General features: G+C 65.8%; 14 protein-coding genes. 10 read left to right on the top strand and 4 right to left on the bottom strand.

Translation table 11 applies throughout. The features are described from left to right. Positions 1-55: 55 nt before the first annotated feature. The 4 genes from XH79_RS10295 (at position 56) to XH79_RS10280 (ending at position 4,722) form a co-directional block, all read left to right on the top strand. Positions 56-1,093 carry an MBL fold metallo-hydrolase gene (locus tag XH79_RS10295; protein WP_271581668.1) on the top strand — a complete coding sequence of 346 codons (1,038 nt, stop codon included), beginning with the start codon at positions 56-58 and terminating at the stop codon, positions 1,091-1,093. Between the two features lie 80 nt (positions 1,094-1,173). Beyond that, positions 1,174-1,344, top strand: a complete 171-nt coding sequence (locus XH79_RS10290) for a hypothetical protein (RefSeq protein ID WP_212340605.1) — start codon at positions 1,174-1,176, stop codon at positions 1,342-1,344. A gap of 270 nt (positions 1,345-1,614) precedes the next feature. Next, positions 1,615-2,820, top strand: a complete 1,206-nt coding sequence (locus XH79_RS10285; protein WP_271581626.1) for an MFS transporter — start codon at positions 1,615-1,617, stop codon at positions 2,818-2,820. A 186-nt stretch (positions 2,821-3,006) separates the two neighbouring features. Further along, entirely contained in the window at positions 3,007-4,722 is a 1,716-nt protein-coding gene (locus XH79_RS10280; RefSeq protein ID WP_271581625.1) for an N-acyl-D-amino-acid deacylase family protein, read from the top strand. A 189-nt stretch (positions 4,723-4,911) separates the two neighbouring features. Here the strand turns inward: XH79_RS10280 and XH79_RS10275 are convergent, their stop codons facing one another. Beyond that, complete coding sequence (locus XH79_RS10275; RefSeq protein WP_271581624.1) at positions 4,912-6,246, bottom strand: MFS transporter; 1,335 nt, start codon at positions 6,244-6,246, stop codon at positions 4,912-4,914. A gap of 149 nt (positions 6,247-6,395) precedes the next feature. Here XH79_RS10275 and XH79_RS10270 point away from each other — a divergent pair, with 149 nt between their 5' ends. The 4 genes from XH79_RS10270 to XH79_RS10255 are packed head-to-tail and all read left to right on the top strand — an operon-like array spanning position 6,396 to position 10,993. Next, positions 6,396-7,049, top strand: coding sequence for an ABC transporter ATP-binding protein (locus XH79_RS10270; protein WP_271581623.1), 654 nt, complete (start codon positions 6,396-6,398; stop codon positions 7,047-7,049). Then, on the top strand, positions 7,046-9,508 hold the full coding sequence (locus tag XH79_RS10265; protein WP_271581622.1) for an FtsX-like permease family protein: 2,463 nt from the start codon (positions 7,046-7,048) through the stop codon (positions 9,506-9,508). The genes XH79_RS10270 and XH79_RS10265 overlap by 4 nt, the downstream gene beginning before the upstream one ends. Continuing rightward, positions 9,498-10,580, top strand: coding sequence for a lipocalin-like domain-containing protein (locus XH79_RS10260; protein WP_271581621.1), 1,083 nt, complete (start codon positions 9,498-9,500; stop codon positions 10,578-10,580). Before XH79_RS10265 ends, XH79_RS10260 begins: the two co-directional genes overlap by 11 nt. Positions 10,581-10,606: 26 nt before the next feature. Further along, a complete protein-coding gene (locus tag XH79_RS10255; RefSeq protein ID WP_271581620.1) occupies positions 10,607-10,993 on the top strand; it encodes an MAPEG family protein in 387 nt (128 codons plus the stop codon). Positions 10,994-11,154: 161 nt separating this feature from the next. Here XH79_RS10255 and XH79_RS10250 read toward each other — a convergent pair whose 3' ends face one another. The 3 genes from XH79_RS10250 to XH79_RS10240 all read right to left on the bottom strand — a co-directional run bounded on the left by XH79_RS10250 (position 11,155) and on the right by XH79_RS10240 (position 17,011). Beyond that, entirely contained in the window at positions 11,155-12,345 is a 1,191-nt protein-coding gene (locus tag XH79_RS10250; RefSeq protein ID WP_271581619.1) for an ABC transporter substrate-binding protein, read from the bottom strand. Between the two features lie 296 nt (positions 12,346-12,641). Further along, complete coding sequence (locus tag XH79_RS10245; protein ID WP_271581618.1) at positions 12,642-15,809, bottom strand: efflux RND transporter permease subunit; 3,168 nt, start codon at positions 15,807-15,809, stop codon at positions 12,642-12,644. Then, entirely contained in the window at positions 15,806-17,011 is a 1,206-nt protein-coding gene (locus tag XH79_RS10240) for an efflux RND transporter periplasmic adaptor subunit (protein ID WP_212340588.1), read from the bottom strand. Before XH79_RS10240 ends, XH79_RS10245 begins: the two co-directional genes overlap by 4 nt. A gap of 504 nt (positions 17,012-17,515) precedes the next feature. On the opposite strand from XH79_RS10240, the gene XH79_RS10235 reads away from it, so the two are divergent. Both XH79_RS10235 and XH79_RS10230 read left to right on the top strand, forming a co-directional pair. Further along, positions 17,516-18,670, top strand: coding sequence for an iron-containing alcohol dehydrogenase (locus XH79_RS10235; protein WP_271581617.1), 1,155 nt, complete (start codon positions 17,516-17,518; stop codon positions 18,668-18,670). A 17-nt stretch (positions 18,671-18,687) separates the two neighbouring features. Further along, positions 18,688-20,238: an AMP-binding protein gene (locus XH79_RS10230; RefSeq protein WP_271581616.1), complete on the top strand. Its 1,551-nt coding sequence runs from the start codon at positions 18,688-18,690 to the stop codon at positions 20,236-20,238. Positions 20,239-20,412 lie beyond the last annotated feature (174 nt).

Here is a 20,412-nt window from a genome sequence, read left to right as displayed (position 1 = left end):
TCCTAGCCCGGAACATAGTAGAATCTTGGAAGTCAGTTCCAAGCCGGGTCCTGCCATGATCTTCCGCCAGCTCTTCGACAGCGTTTCGGGCACCTACAGCTATGTCCTCGCCAGCCGCCCCGGCGGCGAGGCGCTGATCCTCGATCCCGTGCTGGAGAAGGTCGACCGCTACTGCCAGCTGCTGCGCGAGCTCGACCTCAAGCTGGTGAAAGCGGTCGACACCCATCTGCATGCCGACCACGTCACCGGGCTCGGCGAGCTGCGCGACCGCACCCATTGCATGACCGTGATGGGCGATCAGACCAAAGCCGACGTGGTGGCGATGCGGGTCGCGGACGGCGACAAGGTGACGATCGAGGGGCTTTCGCTCGACGTGATGTACACGCCGGGCCACACCGACGATTCCTATTCCTATCTGATGGGCGACCGCGTCTTCACCGGCGACACGCTGCTGATCCGCGGTACCGGCCGCACCGATTTCCAGAACGGTTCTTCACGCGCGCAATACGATTCGATCTTCAACCGCCTCTTGAAGCTGCCGGACGAGACGATGGTGTTTCCGGCCCATGACTACAAGGGCGACACCGTCTCCACCATCGGAGAGGAGAAGCGCTACAATCCGCGGCTCCAGGTGCGCTCGGTCGACGAATATATCGAGCTGATGGCGAACCTGAAGCTACCGAACCCGAAGATGATGGATGTGGCGGTGCCCGCCAACATGCGGGTCGGCCTGCACCAGGAAGAGCTGGAGAAAGAGGGCCGCGCGCTCAGCGCGGTCGAGGCGATCCGCTCGCTCCACCGGCCCGACATCCTGCTGGTGGACTTACGCGAGAGCAATGAGCGGATGAAGCACGGCATGCTCGAGGGCGCGCTGCACACGCCCTATCCCTCCGTCGAGGAAAGCCTGAAGCCCGGCGGCATGCTGCGCGAGGTCGCGGCCGCCACGGGGCGCCGCGTCGTGTTCTTCTGCGCCTTCGGCGAGCGCTCGGCGATGGCGGTCGCGGCGGCAAAGGACGCGGGCCTGCTCAACACCGCCCATATCGCCGGCGGCATCGATGCCTGGAAGAAGGCGGGCGGGCCGATCGTGCACTGACGGCCCTTCTTGCGGTAAGTCAGGAACCGCACATATTTAGCGGGTAGATTCGGATGCAGCATCACCATCCGGGACCAGCCATGGCCAAAACCGCCAACAAGACTGCCAAGCCGGGCGAGCCGCCCAAATCCGCGGAGGACAAGGCGAAGAAGCCACCGCCGCCGCACGACATCGACGACGACGATTACGAGGACGGCGACATCGCAACGCCGAAGCGCGATCGATACGGCCCGGATGACGAGCCGTTGTAGAGACAGCGAGCGCTTCAAATTCCGCTGTCGTCCCGGCGAAGGCCGGGACCCATAACCCCAGAGCGCAGTTTGGCGGAGGATCGTTGTTCGGTACTGCGATCGATCACAATCGAGGGATCACGCGGTATGGGTCCCGGCCTTCGCCGGGACGACGATGTGGGGGCATCGTAACGCCCCCGCCCGCGCTACCTGCCATGCGCCTGCGTTCATGGACAAATAACCGCTCTCCCCGATAGTTTGCGCGTCCATCGGGAGTGAAACGGAACTGGAATGGTCGACGTTCTCGCCGCACCGCAGCAAGGCAAGGCGGATAGTGCGCTGCGCACGCTGACGGGGATTTCGATCGCGCATTGGGTCAGCCATTTCCATCTGCTGGTCCTGCCGATGCTGTTCCCGTTCCTAAAGCAGAAGCTCGGCGTCGGCTATATCGAGCTCGGCTTCTCGCTGACCACGCTCGCCGTCGGCTCGGGCCTGACGCAGGCGCCGACCGGCTATCTCGTCGACCATTTTGGCGCGCGCAAGATCCTGCTGATCGGGCTGACGCTCGGCGGCTGCGCGCTGATCCTGCTCGGCCTGCATCTGAGCTACGCCTCCCTGATCGCCTGCGCCGTGCTGCTCGGGCTCGCCAACAGCGTCTATCACCCCGCCGATTACGCGATCCTGGCCGAGCACATGGACGAGGCGCGGATGGGCCGCGCCTTCTCGATCCACACCTTTGCGGGCTTTCTCGGCGGCGCGGTGGCACCGGCGATCGTCGCGGCACTCGTCACGATGTCCGGCGGTACCGGCGCGTTGATCGCATCGGGGGCGATCGCCGTGCTGGTGGCGTTGCTGCTGATCGTCATGAACATTCCCGATGCCGGCGCGAACAAGAAGAAACCGGGGGCGGAGAGTGCCCCGAAGCAGGCCGTCATCACGCCAGCGCTGATGATGCTGACCATGCTGTTCATGCTGCTCAGCCTGTCGGTCGCCGGCATCAACAATTTCGGCGTGGTCGCGCTGATGAGCGGCTATGGCGTCTCCTATTCCTCGGCCAACGTCATGCTGACCGCGTTCCTTGGCTGCAGCGCTGCGGGCGTGCTCGCGGGCGGCTTCCTCGCCGACCACACCGAGCGCCACGGCTATGTCGCTGCCGCCTGCTTCGCCGCGAATGCGGCGATCGTGCTGCTGATCGCGCTGGTGACGCTGCCGGGCTGGGCCCTGACGGCCACGATGGCGACCGCAGGCTTCCTCTCCGGCGTGATCGCGCCCTCGCGCGACATGCTGGTGCGCAATGCAGCGCCTGCGGGTGCCGCCGGCCGCGCTTTCGGCATCGTCTCCACCGGCTTCAATCTCGGCGGCATCGTCTCACCGCTGCTGTTCGGCTGGATCATGGACCAGAGCGCGCCGCATTGGGTGTTCGGCGCGTCGGTGATCTTCATGGTGGCGACGGTGGTGCTGTCGCCGTTCACGGAGCGAAAGCCGGCCAAGGCATAGTAACGGGTTCAGGCGTCGTCCCGGCGAAGGCCGGGACCCATACTCACGAAGGCAGTTGTGCGCGAGCTGGTCATTGCCGGTCTTCGCAAAACCAACAGTCGTGGTTATGGGTCCCGGCCCCCGTGCGCAATTGCGCACTAGGCCGGGACGACGAAAACAAGCAACAACAAAACGGGAAGAGACACCATGAGCAATCCTGATCTCGTGATCCGCGGCGGCACCGTTGCGGATGGAAGTGGCGGCGAGCTGTTCGAGGCTGATGTCGCCGTCACCGGCGGCAGGATCAGCGAGGTCGGGAAGGTCGCTGCGAAGGGACAAGAAGAGATCGACGCGCGCGGCAAACTGGTGACGCCGGGCTTCGTCGACGTGCACACGCATTACGACGGCCAGGTCACCTGGAGCCAGGACATCACGCCGTCGTCGCAGAACGGCGTCACCACGGCGATCATGGGCAATTGCGGTGTCGGCTTTGCGCCGTGCAAGCCTGCCGACCACACCCGCCTGATCCAGCTGATGGAAGGCGTCGAGGACATTCCCGAGCCGGTGCTGAGCGCCGGCATTCCCTGGGCCTGGGAGAGCTTTCCGGACTACATGGACTGGCTCGCAAAGCGCGATTTCGACATCGACGTCGGCGCGCAGCTGCCGCATGCCGCACTGCGGGTCTATGTGATGGGTGAGCGCGGCGCGCGCCGCGATCCCTCGACCGCCGAGGACAATGCGGCGATGGCGAAGCTCGCGGGCGAGGCGGTGCGCTCCGGCGCGCTTGGCTTCTCGACCTCGCGCACGCTCAACCACCGCACCTCGACCGGCGATTTCACCCCGACCCTGAAGGCCGGCGAGGACGAGCTCACCGCGATCGCCGGCGCCATGCATCGGCAAGGGCGCAGCGTGCTGCAATTCGTGCTGGATCTCTCCACCATCCACGAAGACCTGCCGATGATGCTGCGGGTCGCGGACTCAACGAAATGCCCGATCTCGTTCTCGATCACGCAGAACGACAAGGCGCCGAACCGCTGGCGCCAGACGCTGGACGAGATCAACGCGGCCGCACAGCGCGGCCTCTCCATCACCGCGCAGATCGCGGCGCGGCCGGTCGGGCTCTTGCTCGGGCTCGAACTGTCGCGCAATCCATTCCAGACCCATCCAAGCTACAAGGCGATCGCGCATCTGCCGCTTGGGGAGCGACTGGCGCGGCTGCGTCAAGCCGACGTGCGCAAGGCGATTTTGAGCGAGACGGCGACCGCGACCGACGATCCGCTGTTCTTCCGCCCCAACTACGACAAGATGTTTTTGCTCGGCGATCCCCCGGACTATGAACAGCCGCCGGAGAACGCGCTGGGCCCGCAGGCGCGCAGGCAGGGCCGTCAGCCGGAAGAGCTCGCTTATGATGCGATGCTGTCGGACGAGGGGCGCGGCATGCTCTATGTGCCCTTCCTCAACTATGCCGACGGCAATCTCGATGCGACGCGCGAGATGCTGCTCGATCCGCAATCGGTGCCGGGCCTGTCCGACGGCGGCGCGCATTGCGGCATCATCTGCGATGCGAGCTTCCCGACCTATCTGCTGACGCACTGGACCCGCGACCGCACGCGCGGCGAGAAGCTGTCGATCCCGTTCGTGGTCGCCGCGCAATCGCGCAAGACCGCGCTGTCGGTCGGCCTCACCGACCGCGGGCTGATCGCGCCCGGCTACAAGGCCGACGTCAATGTGATCGACTACGACCGGCTGCACCTGCATCCGCCGAAGGTGCATTACGACCTGCCGGTCGGCGGGCGGCGACTGCTGCAGGATGTCGACGGCTATGAGGCGACGATCGTCTCGGGCGTGGTGACGCGGCGGCACGGCGAGGCGACGGGACGGCGGCCGGGGAAGTTGATTCGTGGGGCGCAGGGGGTGAATTGAGGCGAGGCGGCCGCTTACCCTCCCCTGGAGGGGGAGGGTCGGCTCACATGGAGCGCAGCGGAATGTGAGACGGGTTGGGGTGACAGTCTCCCCCCATCCAACAGTGTACGAGCGGAGAGATCACCCCACCCCGCTCGCGCTTTGCGCGATCGACCCTCCCCCTCCAGGGGAGGGTAAGAACCGCACTCCTTACGTCGGCGACACCGCGCGCTTCAGAGGCGCACCTTGCGCCGCCGCACCACGGGTCAACCTCGCCTTTTCCGTGTTCGGCCACAGCAGCAGCAGGCCGATGACGCCGGAGCCGACCATCACCACCGCGTTGATGGTGAAGCCGGTCAGGTAGCCGTCGAGCATGCTGCCGGAGCGCTGGATCACGGTGCCCATCACGCTCGGCGCGATGATGCCCGAGAGCGTGTAGAGCGCGCCGTAGATCGCGATCACCGCGCCGCGCTGCGAGGCCGGGGTGAACTCGCCGAGCATCGGCGGGCAGACCACGTAGATCGCGCCGCACAGGCCGGAGCCGATGACCAGCGACGCGATCTGCAGGCCCGCGCCCTCGACATGCCCCATCATGGCGAGGATCAGGCCGCCGATGATCAGCGGCACCGAGCCGAGCACGCCGCGCGAGATGCGCGTGGTGTAGCCGCGCGCCATCATCACCTGCGAGATCCACCCCGTGAGGATGACGATCGTGGCGCCGAACACCCAGGGCAGGATCGAGATGAAGCCGGCCTGGCTCTGCGAGAAGCCGAGCCCCTTGACGATGAAGGGCGTGAACCAGGTGAGGCCGAGCGACAGCGCCCAATAGGCGCCGAAGGTCGCGATCACGCAGCCGAGGAAGGTGCGCGAGGTCAGGAGCTGCACATACGGAATCTTCGGCTCGGTGACGGCGAGGACCTGGGTGTCCTCCAGCGGGCCTTCCTTGCCGAGCGCGAGCCAGGCCGCGACCCAGATCAGGCCGACGACGCCGAGCGCGCCGAAGGCGTAGTGCCAGGAATGGTTGACGATGACCCAGTTCAGCGCCGGCACCGCCAGGATCACGCCGAAGGCCGAGCCCTGCGACAGGATCGCGGTCGGCAGCGTGCGCTTCTCGTCGGGGAACCATTTGTAGATCGCGTGCGCGGCGACCGAGAAGGCCGGACCTTCGCCGGCGCCCAGCACGATGCGGCAGATCAGGAGCGTGGTGAAGGAGACGGTGCCGACCATCGGGAATTGCGCCAGCGCCCAGATCACCGCCAGCGTCAGCAGCACCCAGCGCGTCGGCACCTTGTTGACGATGAAGCCGACCACGATGGCCGAGATCGAGAACAGGAAGAAGAACGAGGACCCGAGCAGGCCGAACTGCTCGGCGCTGAGCTTCATGTCGGTCATGATCGGCACGCCGGCGAGACCGACGACGATCTTGTCCGCGAAGTTCACCACCATGAAGAGAAAGAGGAGAAATGTGACGGTCCAGGCGCCCTTTGGCGTCGCCCTGGAATCCCCTGCCGTCCTGCCCATGTCGGGCGTTCCCTGAGCGCTCATCGTTCTCCCTATAGGTCTTTATTGTCGGCACTTTTTGATTTGGCCGTGCTGGGAGCTAACAACGGCTTGAAAGCCAACGCAACCCCGGCATTTCCACGGCAGGTGTGCTACGCAACATTGAGTTAAATTCCGTGCGGCGCGATCGAGTCTTGCTAAATATCCGAACCCTCTCGAAAACCTATTCCTCGGCCGGCGAGCCGGTCCACGTGCTGCGCGGCGTCGACCTTGATCTCAAGGCCGGCGAGCGCGTCGCACTGACCGGCGAATCCGGCAGCGGCAAGAGCACGCTGCTGCACTTGATCGCCGGGCTCGACGTCGCTGATAGCGGCACGATCCGGCTGGGGGAGACCGAGGTCACTGAGCTCTCCGACGCGGGGCGCGCAGAGCTCCGGCGCGACCGGATTGGCCTGGTTTTCCAGCAGTTCAACCTGATCCCGAGCCTGTCGGTCGCGGACAATCTGGCCTTCCAGGCGCGGATCGCCGGCCGCCACGATGCGGCCTGGAGCACGGAGCTGATCGAGCGGCTCGGACTCGGCGGCCTGCTCAAGCGTTATCCCGAGCAATTATCGGGCGGCCAGCAACAGCGGGTCGCGATCGGCCGTGCCTTGGCGACGAAGCCGTCGCTGCTGCTCGCGGACGAGCCGACCGGCAATCTGGATGAAGCCACCGCCGAGGACGTGCTGGCGCTGACGCGCGACCTCGTCGCGCGCACCGGCTGCGGCTTCCTGATGGTGACGCACAGCCTGCATCTGGCCGGCACGCTCGACCGGCATCTCACCTTGCACGCGGGACGAATCGCATGAGACGCGCGCTCTGGGTGCTCGCGGTGCTCCTGAGCCATTGGCGGCGCCACGGCATGCAGTTCGCGACGCTGCTGATCGGGCTGATCGCCGCGACCGCGCTGTGGAGCGGCGTGCAGGCCATCAACCAGCAGGCCCGCAACGCCTATGACCGTGCCGCGGCGACCTTCGGCGGCGTGCGCACGGCAATGCTGGTGGCGCCAAATGCGGCAACCTTCTCCCAGGAGCTGTTCGTCAAGCTTCGCCGCGCCGGCTGGCCGGTGTCGCCGGTGCTGGAGGGGCGCGTCCAGATCAACGGACGCTCGGTGCGGCTGCTCGGGATCGAGCCGGTGACGCTGCCGGTCGACGTCGGCAATGCGCCGCGCCTGGGTGCCTCGGATCTGAGCAGATTTGTCGCTCCGCCCGGCCAGACACTGGTGGCGCGGGAGACACTGAGCGATTTGCAGGAAACGGAAGGCACGGCACCTCCGATCAGCAACGGCGCAAAGCTGCCGCCGCTGCGCGTACAGCCGCAGCTCGCGCCCGACGTGCTGGTGGTCGATATCGGCGTTGCGCAGCGCCTGCTGAACAAGCCGGATCAGGTCTCGCGGCTGCTGATCGGCAAGCCGAAGGGCAAGCCGGCGCCGCTGCAAGACGTCGTCGGCGAGCAGTTGCAGCGGGTCGAGCCGACTGCGGAGACGGAGCTGGAGCGTCTCACCGACAGCTTCCATCTCAACCTCACCGCTTTCGGCCTGCTGTCGTTCTTCGTCGGCCTCTTCATCGTCAACTCGGCCGTCGGCCTCGCCTTCGAGCAGCGGCTGCCGATGCTGCGCACCTTGCGGGCCTGCGGTGCCTCGGCGCGGCTGGTCAACACGGTGCTGGTGATCGAGCTGGTGGCGCTGGCGCTGGTCGCCGGCCTGATCGGGCTCGTCTGCGGCTATTTCATCGCGGCCGCGCTGCTCCCTGACGTCGCAGCATCCCTGCGCGGGCTCTATGGCGCGCAAATTCCGGGACAGCTCAGCTTGCGAGGCGAATGGTGGCTCGCCGGCATCGGCATCAGCGTTGCCGGCGCCCTTGTTGCGGCGGCGACCAGCCTGATCAAGGCGATCAGGATGCCGGTGCTGGCGACCGCCCAGCCGCGCGCCTGGCAGCAGCGGCAGCGCCGCTGGCTGATCCTGCAAAGCCTCGCCGCCTGCGCCGTTTTCGCAATCGCGCTGCTGCTGCTTCATTATGGTGTGTCGTTGATCGCTGGCTTTGGCGTGCTGGCAGCGCTGATGCTGGGCGCGGCGCTGATCCTGCCGGCGTTCCTCGACATCATGCTGCTCGTGGGCCAACGCCTCGCGCGGGGGCCGCTTGCGAACTGGTTCTGGGCGGACAGCCGGCAGCAACTCTCCGGATTGTCGCTGGCGCTGATGGCGCTGCTGCTCGCGCTCGCCGTCAATGTCGGAGTGTCCACCATGGTGGAGACGTTCAGCCGCACCTTCATCGGCTGGCTCAACGGACGGCTTGCGGCCGATGTCTACATCAGCGCCTCCGACAATTCGCAGGGCGTCGCGATCCGCAACTGGCTGAAGGAACGAAGCGATGTGCAGGCGATCCTGTCGGGCGGGCGCGCGGAAGCGCAGGTGCAGGGCCAGCCGGTGGAGCTGTTCGGCCTCCCCGATCACCCGCTCTATCGCGAGCGCTGGCCGCTGCTCGAGACCGCGCCACGCGCCTGGACCCAGCTGGTGCCCGGCAATGCCGCCTTCATCAGCGAGCAATTGAGCCGCCGCCTCAACGTCCGCGTCGGCGACGTCATCGAGGTGCCGGCGCCTGGCGGGACCTGGGAGCTCGACATCGTCGGCATCTATGCCGATTACGGCAATCCCAAGGGTCAACTCGCCGTCAATGTCGCGGCGCTGATCCGGCATTTTCCGCAAACGCCGCAGACGCGGATTGGGCTCATCGTTCCGCGGGACAAGATTGCGGGCCTGATCGCGGCCCTGCAGAAGCAGTTCGCGCTCGACGACCGCAGCGTCGCGGATCAGGCGACGGTGAAGGCGGAATCGATCCGCATCTTCAACCGCACTTTTGCGGTGACCTCGGCACTCAATGCGTTCACGCTCGGCGTCGCCGGCATTGCGCTCCTGACCAGCCTGCTGACGCTGGCGAATTCCCGCCTGCCGCAGCTCGCGCCGCTATGGGCGATCGGCCTGACGCGGCCACGCCTTGCCGCGATCGAATTGACCAAGACGCTGTCGGTCGCGCTGTTCACGGCGCTGCTGGCCGTGCCGCTCGGACTGGTGGTGGCGTGGTGCCTGATCGCGATCGTGAACGTGAAAGCGTTCGGCTGGCGGCTGCCGTTCCATGTATTCCCGCTGCAGCTGATCGAGCTGGTCGCGGTTGCGCTGTTGGCCTCGCTGCTTGCCGCACTTCTGCCGATGCTGCGGCTGGCGCGGATGCAGCCGGCGAACCTCGTCAAGGTGTTTGCCAATGAGCGCTGACAGGATCTCGCGGCGCGCTTTTGCCGGCGGCATCGCCGCACTTGCGCTCGCGCGCCGGGCACAAGCGCAAGGTTATGCCGGGCTCGGCGAGACCGCCGACGGGTTTGCGAAGGTGACGCCTGGGAAGACATTCACCTTTCCCGGAGATCACGGACCGCATCCGGAGTTTCGCATCGAGTGGTGGTATCTCACGGCGAATCTCGTCGACAGCAGCGGTGCGGCTTGCGGCCTGCAATGGACGCTGTTTCGCCAGGCGACGCAGCCGGGTCCGCAAGGCGAGGGCTGGGCCAATCAGCAGATCTGGATGGCCCATGCGGCAGTGACGCGCGCGGGCACGCATCGCTTCAACGAAGTGTTTTCGCGCGGCGGAATCGGGCAGGCCGGCGTCACGGCAAGGCCGTTTGCAGCCTGGATCGACGATTGGGGGATGACAGGTTCCGAGCGCACGGACGATCGCACCCTATCGCCGCTGACGCTGAAAGCGTCCGGCACCGACTTCAGCTACGCCCTGACGCTGGAGGCCGATCGTCCGGTGATGCTGCAAGGCGACCACGGCTTCAGCCGCAAGTCCGAGCGCGGGCAAGCCTCGTACTATTACAGCCAGCCGTTCTACCGTGCGCGCGGCACGCTCAGCATCGACGACAAGCCGGTCGATGTGACTGGCCAGGCCTGGATGGACCGCGAATGGAGCAGCCAGCCGCTCGACACTGATCAGACCGGCTGGGACTGGCTGTCGCTGCATCTTGCATCCGGCGACAAGCTAATGCTGTACCGGCTGAGGCAGAAGGACGGCAAGGACTATCCGTTCGGCAACTGGATCAGCACCGCCGGCGACACGCAAATGATTGCGGGCAGCGACATCCAGATGATGCCGATGGCGACGGCGGAGGTTGCGGGACGCAAGCTGCCGGTGGAGTGGCAGATCGCGATCCCCTCGCGCTCGTTCTCGATCCTGTGCAAGCCGCTCAATCCGAACGCCTGGATGGGGACGGGATTCTCGTATTGGGAAGGCCCGATCAGCTTTGCCGGTACCCATGACGGCGTTGGCTATCTCGAGCTGACCGGGTATTGAGGCGCGGGTTCTTCAAGGGGATTCGCATGTATCATCTCACTGCCCTCGTCACGCTGCTGGCGATCGCATTTTATTTCTTCGTGACCATCAACGTCTCGCGCGCGCGGTCGAGGACGGGGATCAAGGTGCCAGCGACATCGGGGCATCCGGATTTCGAGCGCGCCTTCCGCATCCAGGCGAACACGCTGGAATGGATGCCGATCTTCCTGCCGGCGCTCTGGCTGTTCGCGATCTATATCGGCGATGTCATTGCAGCCGCGATCGGCGCGGTGTGGATCATCGGCCGCATCGTCTATTTCATCGGCTATTCGCAGGCCGCCGCCAAACGCGGCCCGGGTTTCGCGATCCAGGCACTGGCCGCGATTGCGCTGTGGGCGGGGGCGCTGGGGGCGGTGGTGTTGCGGTTGGTGTAGTGAAGCGCGGCATCACGCGCGCTCGTGTCCCGGGCGCAGTGCAGCGTGTAACGCTGCGCCGCTGAACCGGGACCCATTTTGGACGCGACGCTCGGAGAAACCTGGGTCCCGGCTCTGCGCAGCAGCGTTTCACGCTGCAGCGCGTCCGGGACACGAGAGCCTCACTTCGTCAGCGGACACCCGCTTTCCTTGGCGGTGAAGAAGGCCTTGTCGCCAGGGACGGTGGCGAGCAGCTTGTAATAGTCCCAGGGCTTCTTCGACTCCGAGGGCTTCTTGACCTCGAACAGGTACATATCGTGGACCATGCGGCCGTTCTCGAGCACCTTGCCGCCCTGCGCGAAGTCGTCGTTGACCGGCAGCTCCTTCAGCTTCTTGGCGACCGCATCCGGATCCTTGGTGCCGGCGGCCTTGACCGCCTTGAGATAGCTCAGTGTCGCCGAATAGGTGCCGGCGTGGATCATGCTCGGCATCCGGCCGGTGCGCTTGAGGAAGCGTTCGCCGAGATTGCGGGTCTTGTCGTTGAGATCCCAGTAATAGCCTTCGGTGAGCACCAGGCCCTGCGCGGTCTGCAGGCCGAGGCCGTTCACCTCGGCGAGCGTCATCAGCAGGCCGGCGAGCTTCTGGCCACTGGCGACGATGCCGAACTCGGACGCCTGCTTGATCGAGTTGGTGGTGTCGAGGCCGGCATTGGCGAGGCCGACGATCTTCGCCTTCGAGCTCTGCGCCTGCAGCAGGAAGGAGGAGAAGTCCGAGGAGTTGAGCGGCACGCGCACCGAGCCGACCACCTTGCCGCCATTGGCGGTGACGATCTCGCTGGTGTCCTTCTCCAGCGCGTAGCCGAAGGCGTAGTCGGCGGTGAGGAAGAACCAGGTGTCGCCGCCGGCCTTGGTCAGCGCACCGCCGGTGCCGACACCGAGCGCGCGGGTGTCATAGGCCCAGTGGAAGCCGTAGGGCTGGCAGGCATCGCCGGTCAGGCGCGAAGTCGCGGCACCGACGACGATGTCGATCTTCTTCTTTTCCTTGGAGAGCTCGTGGATCGCGAGCGCGACCGATGAGGTCGTCAGCTCCGTGATCATGTCGACGTTCTCGACGTCGTACCAGCGCCGCGCGATCGAGCTCGCGAGGTCAGGCTTGTTCTGGTGGTCTGCAGTGACGAGCTCGATCTTCTGGCCGAGCACCTCGCCGCCAAAATCCTCGATCGCCATCTTGGCCGCTTCGACCGACCATTTGCCGCCGTAATCGGCGTAGACGCCGGATTGGTCGTTGAGGATGCCGATCTTGACACCCTGCGCGGAGGCCGGCGCCGTCAGCAATGCGATCGAGGCCGCAGCGGCCAAAAATGCTGATTTCATATGTTAACTCCCAGCAGTCTTCTGTTGTGAAATCGCGCGGATACTAGTGAAGAACACCGCGCATGCCCATCCATTGCATGTTGGTCGTTAGTATGAAGGGCGTGCCGCAAAAATGGTGTCGTCCCGGCCTAGCGCGCAATTGCGCGCGGGGGGCCGGGACCCATAGCCACCGAATTGAGTTTGACGAAGACTCTTGGTTACCAGCTTGCGCCACAACCCCTCCCTGGGGTTATGGGTCCCGGCCTTCGCCGGGACGACGCTGTGAATGCTGCAGCACTGGTGGCCATCACTGACAGTTAAGAAGCCACCACCTCCGGCTTCTTGTCCCGCCGCCCTTCCGCCAGGTTCCGCACCACCACATAGAAGATCGGCGTGAACAGCAGGCCGAACAGGGTGACGCCGATCATGCCGAAGAAGACGGCGACGCCGACGGCCTGGCGCATCTCCGAGCCGGAGCCGGTCGAGATCACCAGCGGCAGCACGCCGAGGATGAAGGCGAAGGAGGTCATCAGGATCGGCCGCAGGCGCAGGCGGCAGGCGTCGATCACCGCCTCCAGCCGCGGCTTGCCTTCGTTCTCGATGTCGCGCGCGAACTCGACGATCAGGATCGCGTTCTTCGCCGCCAGCCCCACCAGCACGACAAAGCCGATCTGGGTGAGGATGTTGACGTCCTGGCCCATGATGCGGACGCCGATGGTGGCGGCCAGCAGGCACATCGGCACGATCAGGATCACCGCGAACGGCAAGGTCCAGCTGCCATATTGCGCGGCGAGCACGAGATAGACGAACAGCACGCAGATCGGGAATACCAGCAGGCCGGCATTGCCGCCGGTGATCTGCTGATACGACAGATCGGTCCATTCGAAGGTGAAGCCGCTCGGCAGGGTGTCGTCGGCGAGCTTCTTGATGGCGTTGAGCGCGGTGGTCGAGCTGGTGCCCGGCGCCGGCTCGCCCTGCAATTCGGACGCCGCGTAGAGATTGTAGCGCGCGACGCGGTCCGGGCCCGAGACGTCCTTGAACTCGACCACGCTGCCGAGCATCACCATGTCGCCGGAGGCGTTGCGCGTGCGCAGGCGCGAGAGGTCGCTGGGTTCTTTCCGGAACGGAAAGTCCGCCTGCGCGGTGACGTGATAGGTGCGGCCGAACAGGTTGAAGTCGTTGACATAGGTCGATCCGAAATAGGTCTGGATCGTCTCATTGATATTGGCGATGGGCACGCCGAGCTTCTGCGCCTTGGTGCGGTCGATGTCGACGAAGAGCTGCGGCGTGTTGGCCGAGAACGGCGAGAACACCGTGGGGCCGAGCAGCGAGGGCGATTTGCGCGCCGCGGCGACAAGCTCGTCGGTGGCCGCGGCGAGCAGCTCAGGCCCGCGGCCCTGACGGTCCTGGATGCGGATGGTGAAGCCGCCGCCGGTGCCGATGCCGGGCACGGCGGGCGGCGGAATCACGATGATGAAGGCGCCCTGGATCGCGGACAGGCGCTTGCGCAGCTCGACCGTGATGGCGTTCGCAGACAATCCCTTCTTCATCCGCACCTCGGGCTCGTCGAACACCGGGAAGAGCGCCGCGGCATTGCCGGCCTGCGTGCGCGTCGCGCCGGAGAAGCCGGCGAAGGCGGCGACGCGGACGATGCCGGGCGTATCCAGCGAGATCCGCTCGATCTCGCGCACGACCTCGGTGGTGCGCGCCAGCGACGCCGCGCCCGGCAATTGCACGGATATGATGACGTAACCGCGATCCTGCGCCGGGATGAAGCCCTGCGGCGTGGTCACGATCAGCCAGCCGGCGCTGCCGATCAGCACGACGTAGATCAGGAGCATCACCACCGAATGGCGGATCACGAAATTGGCGAGGCCCGCATAGCCGTGGGAGAGCCGGTCGAACACGCGGTTGAACACGCCGGTGAAGGCGTTCCAGCCGCGCGCGATGACGTTCCAGCTCGCCGGCGGCCGCTTCTCCTCATGCGGGGTGAGGATCTGCGAGGCCAGCGCCGGCGACAGCGTCAGCGAGCAGAAGCAGGAGATCGCGGTGGCGACCGCAATGGTGACGGCGAATTGCTGGAAGAACTGCCCGGAGATGCCGCCGAGGAACGCGGTCGGCACGAACACGGCGCACAGCACCAGCGCAATCGAGACCAGCGCGCCGCCGACCTCCTCCATGGTTTTCAGCGCCGCATCGCGCCGGCCCAAGCCGTGTTCGAGATGGCGTTCGACATTCTCGACCACGACGATGGCATCGTCGACGACGATGCCGACGGCGAGCACGAGGCCGAACAGAGTGAGATTGTTGATGGAGAAGCCGAGCGCCGCCATCACCGCGAAGGTGCCGACCAGCGAGACCGGGATCGCGATGATCGGGATGATCGCGGGCCGCCAGCCCTGCAGGAACACCAGCACGACGATGACCACGAGCAGCATGGCCTCGTAGATCGTCTTGATCAGCTCGTGGACCGACTGGGCGATGAACTCGGTCGGGTTGTAGCCAATATTGTAGTCGAGGCCCTTCGGAAAGCTCTCCTTCAGCTTCGCCATGGTCTCGGAGATGTGCTTCGCGGTCGCAAGCGCGTTCGACCCGGGCCGCTGCGTCACCAGCATGGCGACCGCTGATTTCCGCAGCAGGAAGCTGTTGGTGGAATAGGCGAGTGCGCCGAGCTCGATGCGGGCGACGTCGCGCAGGCGCACCGTGCGGCCGTCGGAGCCGGCCTTGATCAGGATGTCCTCGAACTGCTTCTGGTCCTTGAGCCGCCCCGTGAAGGTCAGGTTCGGCTGGAAGGCGCGGTCCGCGATCGGCGGCTCGGCGATCTGCCCGCCCGCGATCTGCACGTTCTGGGCCCGGATCGCCGCCAGTACCTCGGTCGAGGTCAGGCCGAGATTGGCGATGCGGTCAGGATCGAGCCACATCCGCATCGAATAGTCGCGCGCGCCGAAGATCTGGATGTCGCCGACGCCGTCGATGCGCAAGAGCTGGTCGCGGACCTGGAGCAGCGCATAGTTGGAGATGTAGAGCTGGTCGAACGTGTCGTCGGGCGACAGCATGAACACGACCATCAGGATATCGGGCGAGTTCTTGCGGGTCGTGACGCCGTTGCGCTGGACCTCCTCGGGCAGGCGCGGCTGCGCGATCGCGACGCGGTTCTGCACCAGCACCTGGGCCTTGTCGAGATCGGTGCCGAGCTTGAAGGTGACGGTGATTGTGAGCTGGCCGTTCGAGGTCGCCTGGCTGTAGAGATACAGCATGTCCTCGACGCCGTTGATCTCCTGCTCGATGGGAGCAGCGACCGTGTCGGACACGGTCTGCGCGGAGGCGCCGGGATATTGCGTGGTGACGACGACAGTGGGCGGCACCACTTGCGGATATTCGGAGACCGGCAAGGTGGTGTAGGCGAGCGCGCCGACGATCAGCAGCACGATCGACAGCACCATCGCCAGGATGGGCTGGTTGATGGAGAGACGGCCGAGATTCATGACTTGCCACCGACTGGCGCTTGCGCGGTCTGGGGGGCGACCTTGGCGCCGACGCGGGCGCGCTGGATGCCGTTGACGATGACGCGGTCATCAGCCTTCAGGCCCTCGCGGATCACACGCAAGCCTTCGTCGAGCGGCCCGAGCACGACGGGGCGCGCTTCGACTGTGTCATCAGGCTTCACCACGAACACGATCTTGCGGGACTGGTCGGTCGCGATCGCAACGTCGGGGATCAGCAGCGCCTCGTAGGGCGCGCTGCCGATCAGGCGGACGCGGCCGAACTGGCCGGGCAGGATCGACAGATCGGTGTTCTTGACCACGGCGCGGCTGCGCAGCGTGCCGGTGGAGACGTCGAGGCGGTTGTCGAGGAAGTTGATGGTGCCTTCACGCGACGGCTTGGTCTCGCCGGCGAGCGTCACCTGCACGGGGTTCGCCGTATCGCGCGAGCTCGGGCGCTTACCTTCGAACCACAGCTTGCTGTATTTGATGAAGGTCGCCTCATCCATGTCGAAATAGACGTAGATCGGATCGAGCGCGACGATCGAGGTCAGCAGCGTCGAGGTGCCGGTGTCGCTGCCTTGCACGAGATTGCCGGGGCTGACGAGATGGCGGCTGACGCGCCCCGTGAGCGGCGCGGTCACATGCGTGAATTCGATGTTGAGGCGTGCGGCCTTGAGCGCGCCCGCGGCCTGCACTTCCGCGGCATGCGCGGCCTGCAAGGCCTGCCGGCGCTGATCTACGACCTGCTCGGAGACGGCGCTGGTCTGCACCAGGTTGAGGCCGCGATCGAGCTCGCGCTTGGCAAGCTCGACCTTGGCGCGCGCGTCGGAGAGCTGACCGTCGGCCTGCTCGGCCACCGCCTCGAACGGGCGCGGGTCGATGACGTAGAGCAGATCGCCCTGACGCACGATGGCGCCGTCCTGGAATTCGACGGAGTTGACGAAGCCGCCGACGCGGGGGCGCACCTGGACTTCCTCGACCGCCTCGAAGCGGCCGGTGAATTCGTCCCAATCGGTGACGGTGCGCTTGACAGGCTGGGCGACGGTCACCGGCGCGGGCGGCGGCGCGGACGCTTGCGAAGCCGGCTGGCCGCAGCCGGCGAGGGCGAATGAAGCGACGAGGAGGCTCGCTAACGCGTAATGCCGCAATTGAACGAAATCGTGCTTTTTGACAAATGGCTCGCTTCCGTCCGGTCCAGTCATCCCAGGTCCTCACTCAAAAAACCGCGGAAAAAGCAGGGTATTCGCCATCGCGCGGGCCCTACAGGATGGGCGGCAATGATGAACACTTCAAGACCAATGCGCGCGCAATGCCCGCACGCGCGCCCTGACCGGATGGCGGGTTGACAGGGGAGTTAGCCGGCCGCGCGCGCGATGATTAGCGGGCGGGATGCGAATGGACTTATTCGCGGAGCTCATGAATGGAGCGCACGATCTTTCGCGCTGCGCTGCCACCCTCCCCTGGAGGGGGAGGGTCGATCGCGCGTAGCGCGAGCGGGGTGGGGTGATCTCTCCACACGGGCACTGTTGGACGCCGAGAGACCGTCACCCCACCCCGACTCACATCTCGCTGCGCTCAATGTGAGCCGACCCTCCCCCTCCAGGGGAGGGTAAGGAAGCGGCCAGCGTCTTCGCGCATGACTGGCGCGGCGGGCTCGGCTAGACTTCCCCTTGCAAAACAAGACGAATTGTCCGGGGAGGACAGGCGTGCACCAGGGACGTGTCGTTTACGGCGCGATCGAGGAGGTCGTGTTCGGCCATCCTGCGGCCAGCGCGATCGTCGCGCAGATGGATCGGCTGGGAGCCCGCCGCGCCTTCCTGATGGTCTCAGGGACGCTGAACCGGCAGACCGACGAGATCGCGAAAATCAAGGAAGCACTCGGGCCGCGCTGCGCCGGCCTGTTCGACACCATGCCGGCACACACGCCGCGCGAGGCGGTGATCGCAGCAACTCGCGCGGCGCGCGAGGTGGGCGCCGATCTGATCATCACCGTCGGCGGCGGCTCGATCACCGACGGCGCCAAGGCGGTGCAGCTCTGCCTTGCCAACGGCATCGACACGATCGACGGCATCGAGCGCATCCGCGTGCACAAGGGGGTCGCGCCCGAGATGAATGCGCCGACCGTGCGACAGGTCAGCGTACCGACCACGATTGCCGGCGGCGAGTTCTCATCGATCGCCGGCGTCACCGACCGCAGCACCAACGTGAAACAGATGCTGCGGCATCCGCTCACCGTGCCGCGCGCGACCATCCTCGACCCGGCCATCACCGTGCACACGCCGGAATGGCTGTTCCTGTCGACCGGCATCCGCGCCGTCGACCATTGCGTCGAGGCGATCTGCTCGCGCGAGACGCATCCCTATGCCGACGCGCAATCGGTCAAGGGCCTTGCCATGCTTGCCGACGCGCTGCCCCGGGTGAAGGCCAACCCATCCGATCTCGACGCGCGCATGGACGCGCAGATCGGGACCTGGCTGTCGATGGGGGCGCTCGCCGCCGGCGTGCCGATGGGCGCGAGCCACGGCATCGGCTACGTGCTGGGCGCGGCCTTCAACGTGCCGCACGGCCACACCTCCTGCGTCATGCTGCCGGCGGTGATGCGCTGGAATGCGCGCGACAATGCCGAGCGCCAGGTGATCGTCGCCGCCGCGATGGGCTTTCCCGGCCATGACGCCGCCGACGTGCTCGATGCCTTCATCCGCTCGCTCGGCATGCCGCGCAGCCTCGCGGACGTGCACGTCTCGCCGGAGCATTTCGACGCCATCGCCGAACAGGCCATGCGCACGAACTGGATCCCGCGCAACCCGCGCAAGATCGCCGGCCCCGCCGACATCAAAGAAATCCTGTCTCTCGCCGCATGATCCAAGCCGGAGGATAGATGTACACTGGTCACCATGCCCGCCTGCGCCCGCTGCAGCCCGCGTTTATCATGGCGGCGACCGGCGAGGCCGTCACCTATCGCGAGCTGGACACGCGCAGCAACCGCCTCGCGCATCTGTTCCGTAAGCACGGCCTCAAGCGGCTCGACCATTACTCGATCTTCATGGAGAACAATGCGCGCTATCTCGAAGCCTGCGGTGCGGGCGAGCGGTCCGGCCTCTACTACACCTGCATCAACTCGTTCCTGACGCCGGGCGAGCTCGCCTATCTGCTCGTCAACAGCCAGTCGAAGATCCTGATCACGTCGATGGCGAAGCTCGACATCGCGCGCGAGGCGATCCAGGCCTGCCCCGACGTCAAGCTCTGCATCGTCGCCGACGGTCCCGGCGAGAGCGAGCGCATCGTCGGGCTAGCGGACGCCACCGCCGGTCTGCCGGCGACGCCGATCCAGGACGAGTGGCTCGGCACCGCCATGCTCTATTCGTCGGGCACGACGGGGCGGCCGAAAGGCATTTTGCGGCCGCTGCCGGAGGAGCCGCCCAAACACAATCTGCCGCTGTTCGATTTCCTGACCAAGCTGTGGCACTACCGCGAGGGCATGGTCTACCTGTCGCCGGCCCCGCTCTACCACTCGGCGCCGCAGGCGGCCGTGAATCTCACGATCCGCATGGGCGGCACCGTGATCATCATGGAGAGCTTCGATCCGGAACGCTATCTCCAGCTCGTGCAGCAATGGGGCATCACCCACACCCAGCTGGTACCGACGATGTTTTCGCGCATGCTGAAGCTGCCGGAGGAGGCGCGCAAGCATTACGACCTGTCGTCGCTGGAGATCGCGATCCACGCCGCTGCGCCCTGCCCGGCCCTGGTCAAGGACGACATCATCAAATGGTGGGGGCCGATCATCCACGAATATTACGGCGCCACCGAAGGCCTCGGCTTCACCGCCTGCAACAGCGAGGAATGGCTGGCGCATCGCGGCACCGTCGGCAAGGTGCTGCTCGGCGACCTCCATATTCTCGACGAGAACATGAATCCGTGCCCGACCGGCACGCCTGGCCAGGTCTGGTTCAAGACCGGATCGCCGTTCGAATATTTCAACGATCCCGAGAAGACGAAGGAAGCGCGCTCGGCCGACGGCAGCATGAGCACGGTCGGCGACGTCGGCTATGTCGACGCCGACCGCTTCCTCTACCTCACCGACCGCGCGACCTTCATGATCATCTCGGGCGGGGTGAACATCTATCCGCAGGAATGCGAGAATCTCTTGATCACCCATCCGAAGGTCGCCGATGCCGCGGTGTTCGGTGTGCCCAACCCCGATCTCGGCGAAGAGGTGAAGGCGGTGGTGCAGCCGATGCCCGGCGTCGTGCCGGACCCCACGCTCGCCGAAGAGCTGATCGCGTTCTGCGGCCAATCGCTGTCGCGACAGAAGGTGCCGCGCTCGGTGGATTTCGAGAAGGAACTGCCGCGCCTGCCGACCGGCAAGCTGTACAAGCGGCTGCTCCGGGACCGGTACTGGGGGAACAAGACGTCGCGGATTGTGTGAGCCCCCCGCCGTCGTCCTGGCGAAAGCCAGGACCCATACCGAGTGATCTATCAGTCGCCACCGGCGTCAGTACCGAACGACCAGTCTTCGCCAAGCATCTCCCTGGGGTAATGGGTCCCCTGAGTTCACAAACGAAGTGCAACACTTCCTGGAGGAGGTGTTGCCATGGGGCGG

Source organism: Bradyrhizobium sp. CCBAU 45389 (genome assembly GCF_028128625.1).
Lineage (GTDB): Bacteria > Pseudomonadota > Alphaproteobacteria > Rhizobiales > Xanthobacteraceae > Bradyrhizobium > Bradyrhizobium liaoningense_B.
Note: the sequence above shows the minus strand (reverse complement) of the source record. Positions and strands in the feature narration are given on the sequence as shown.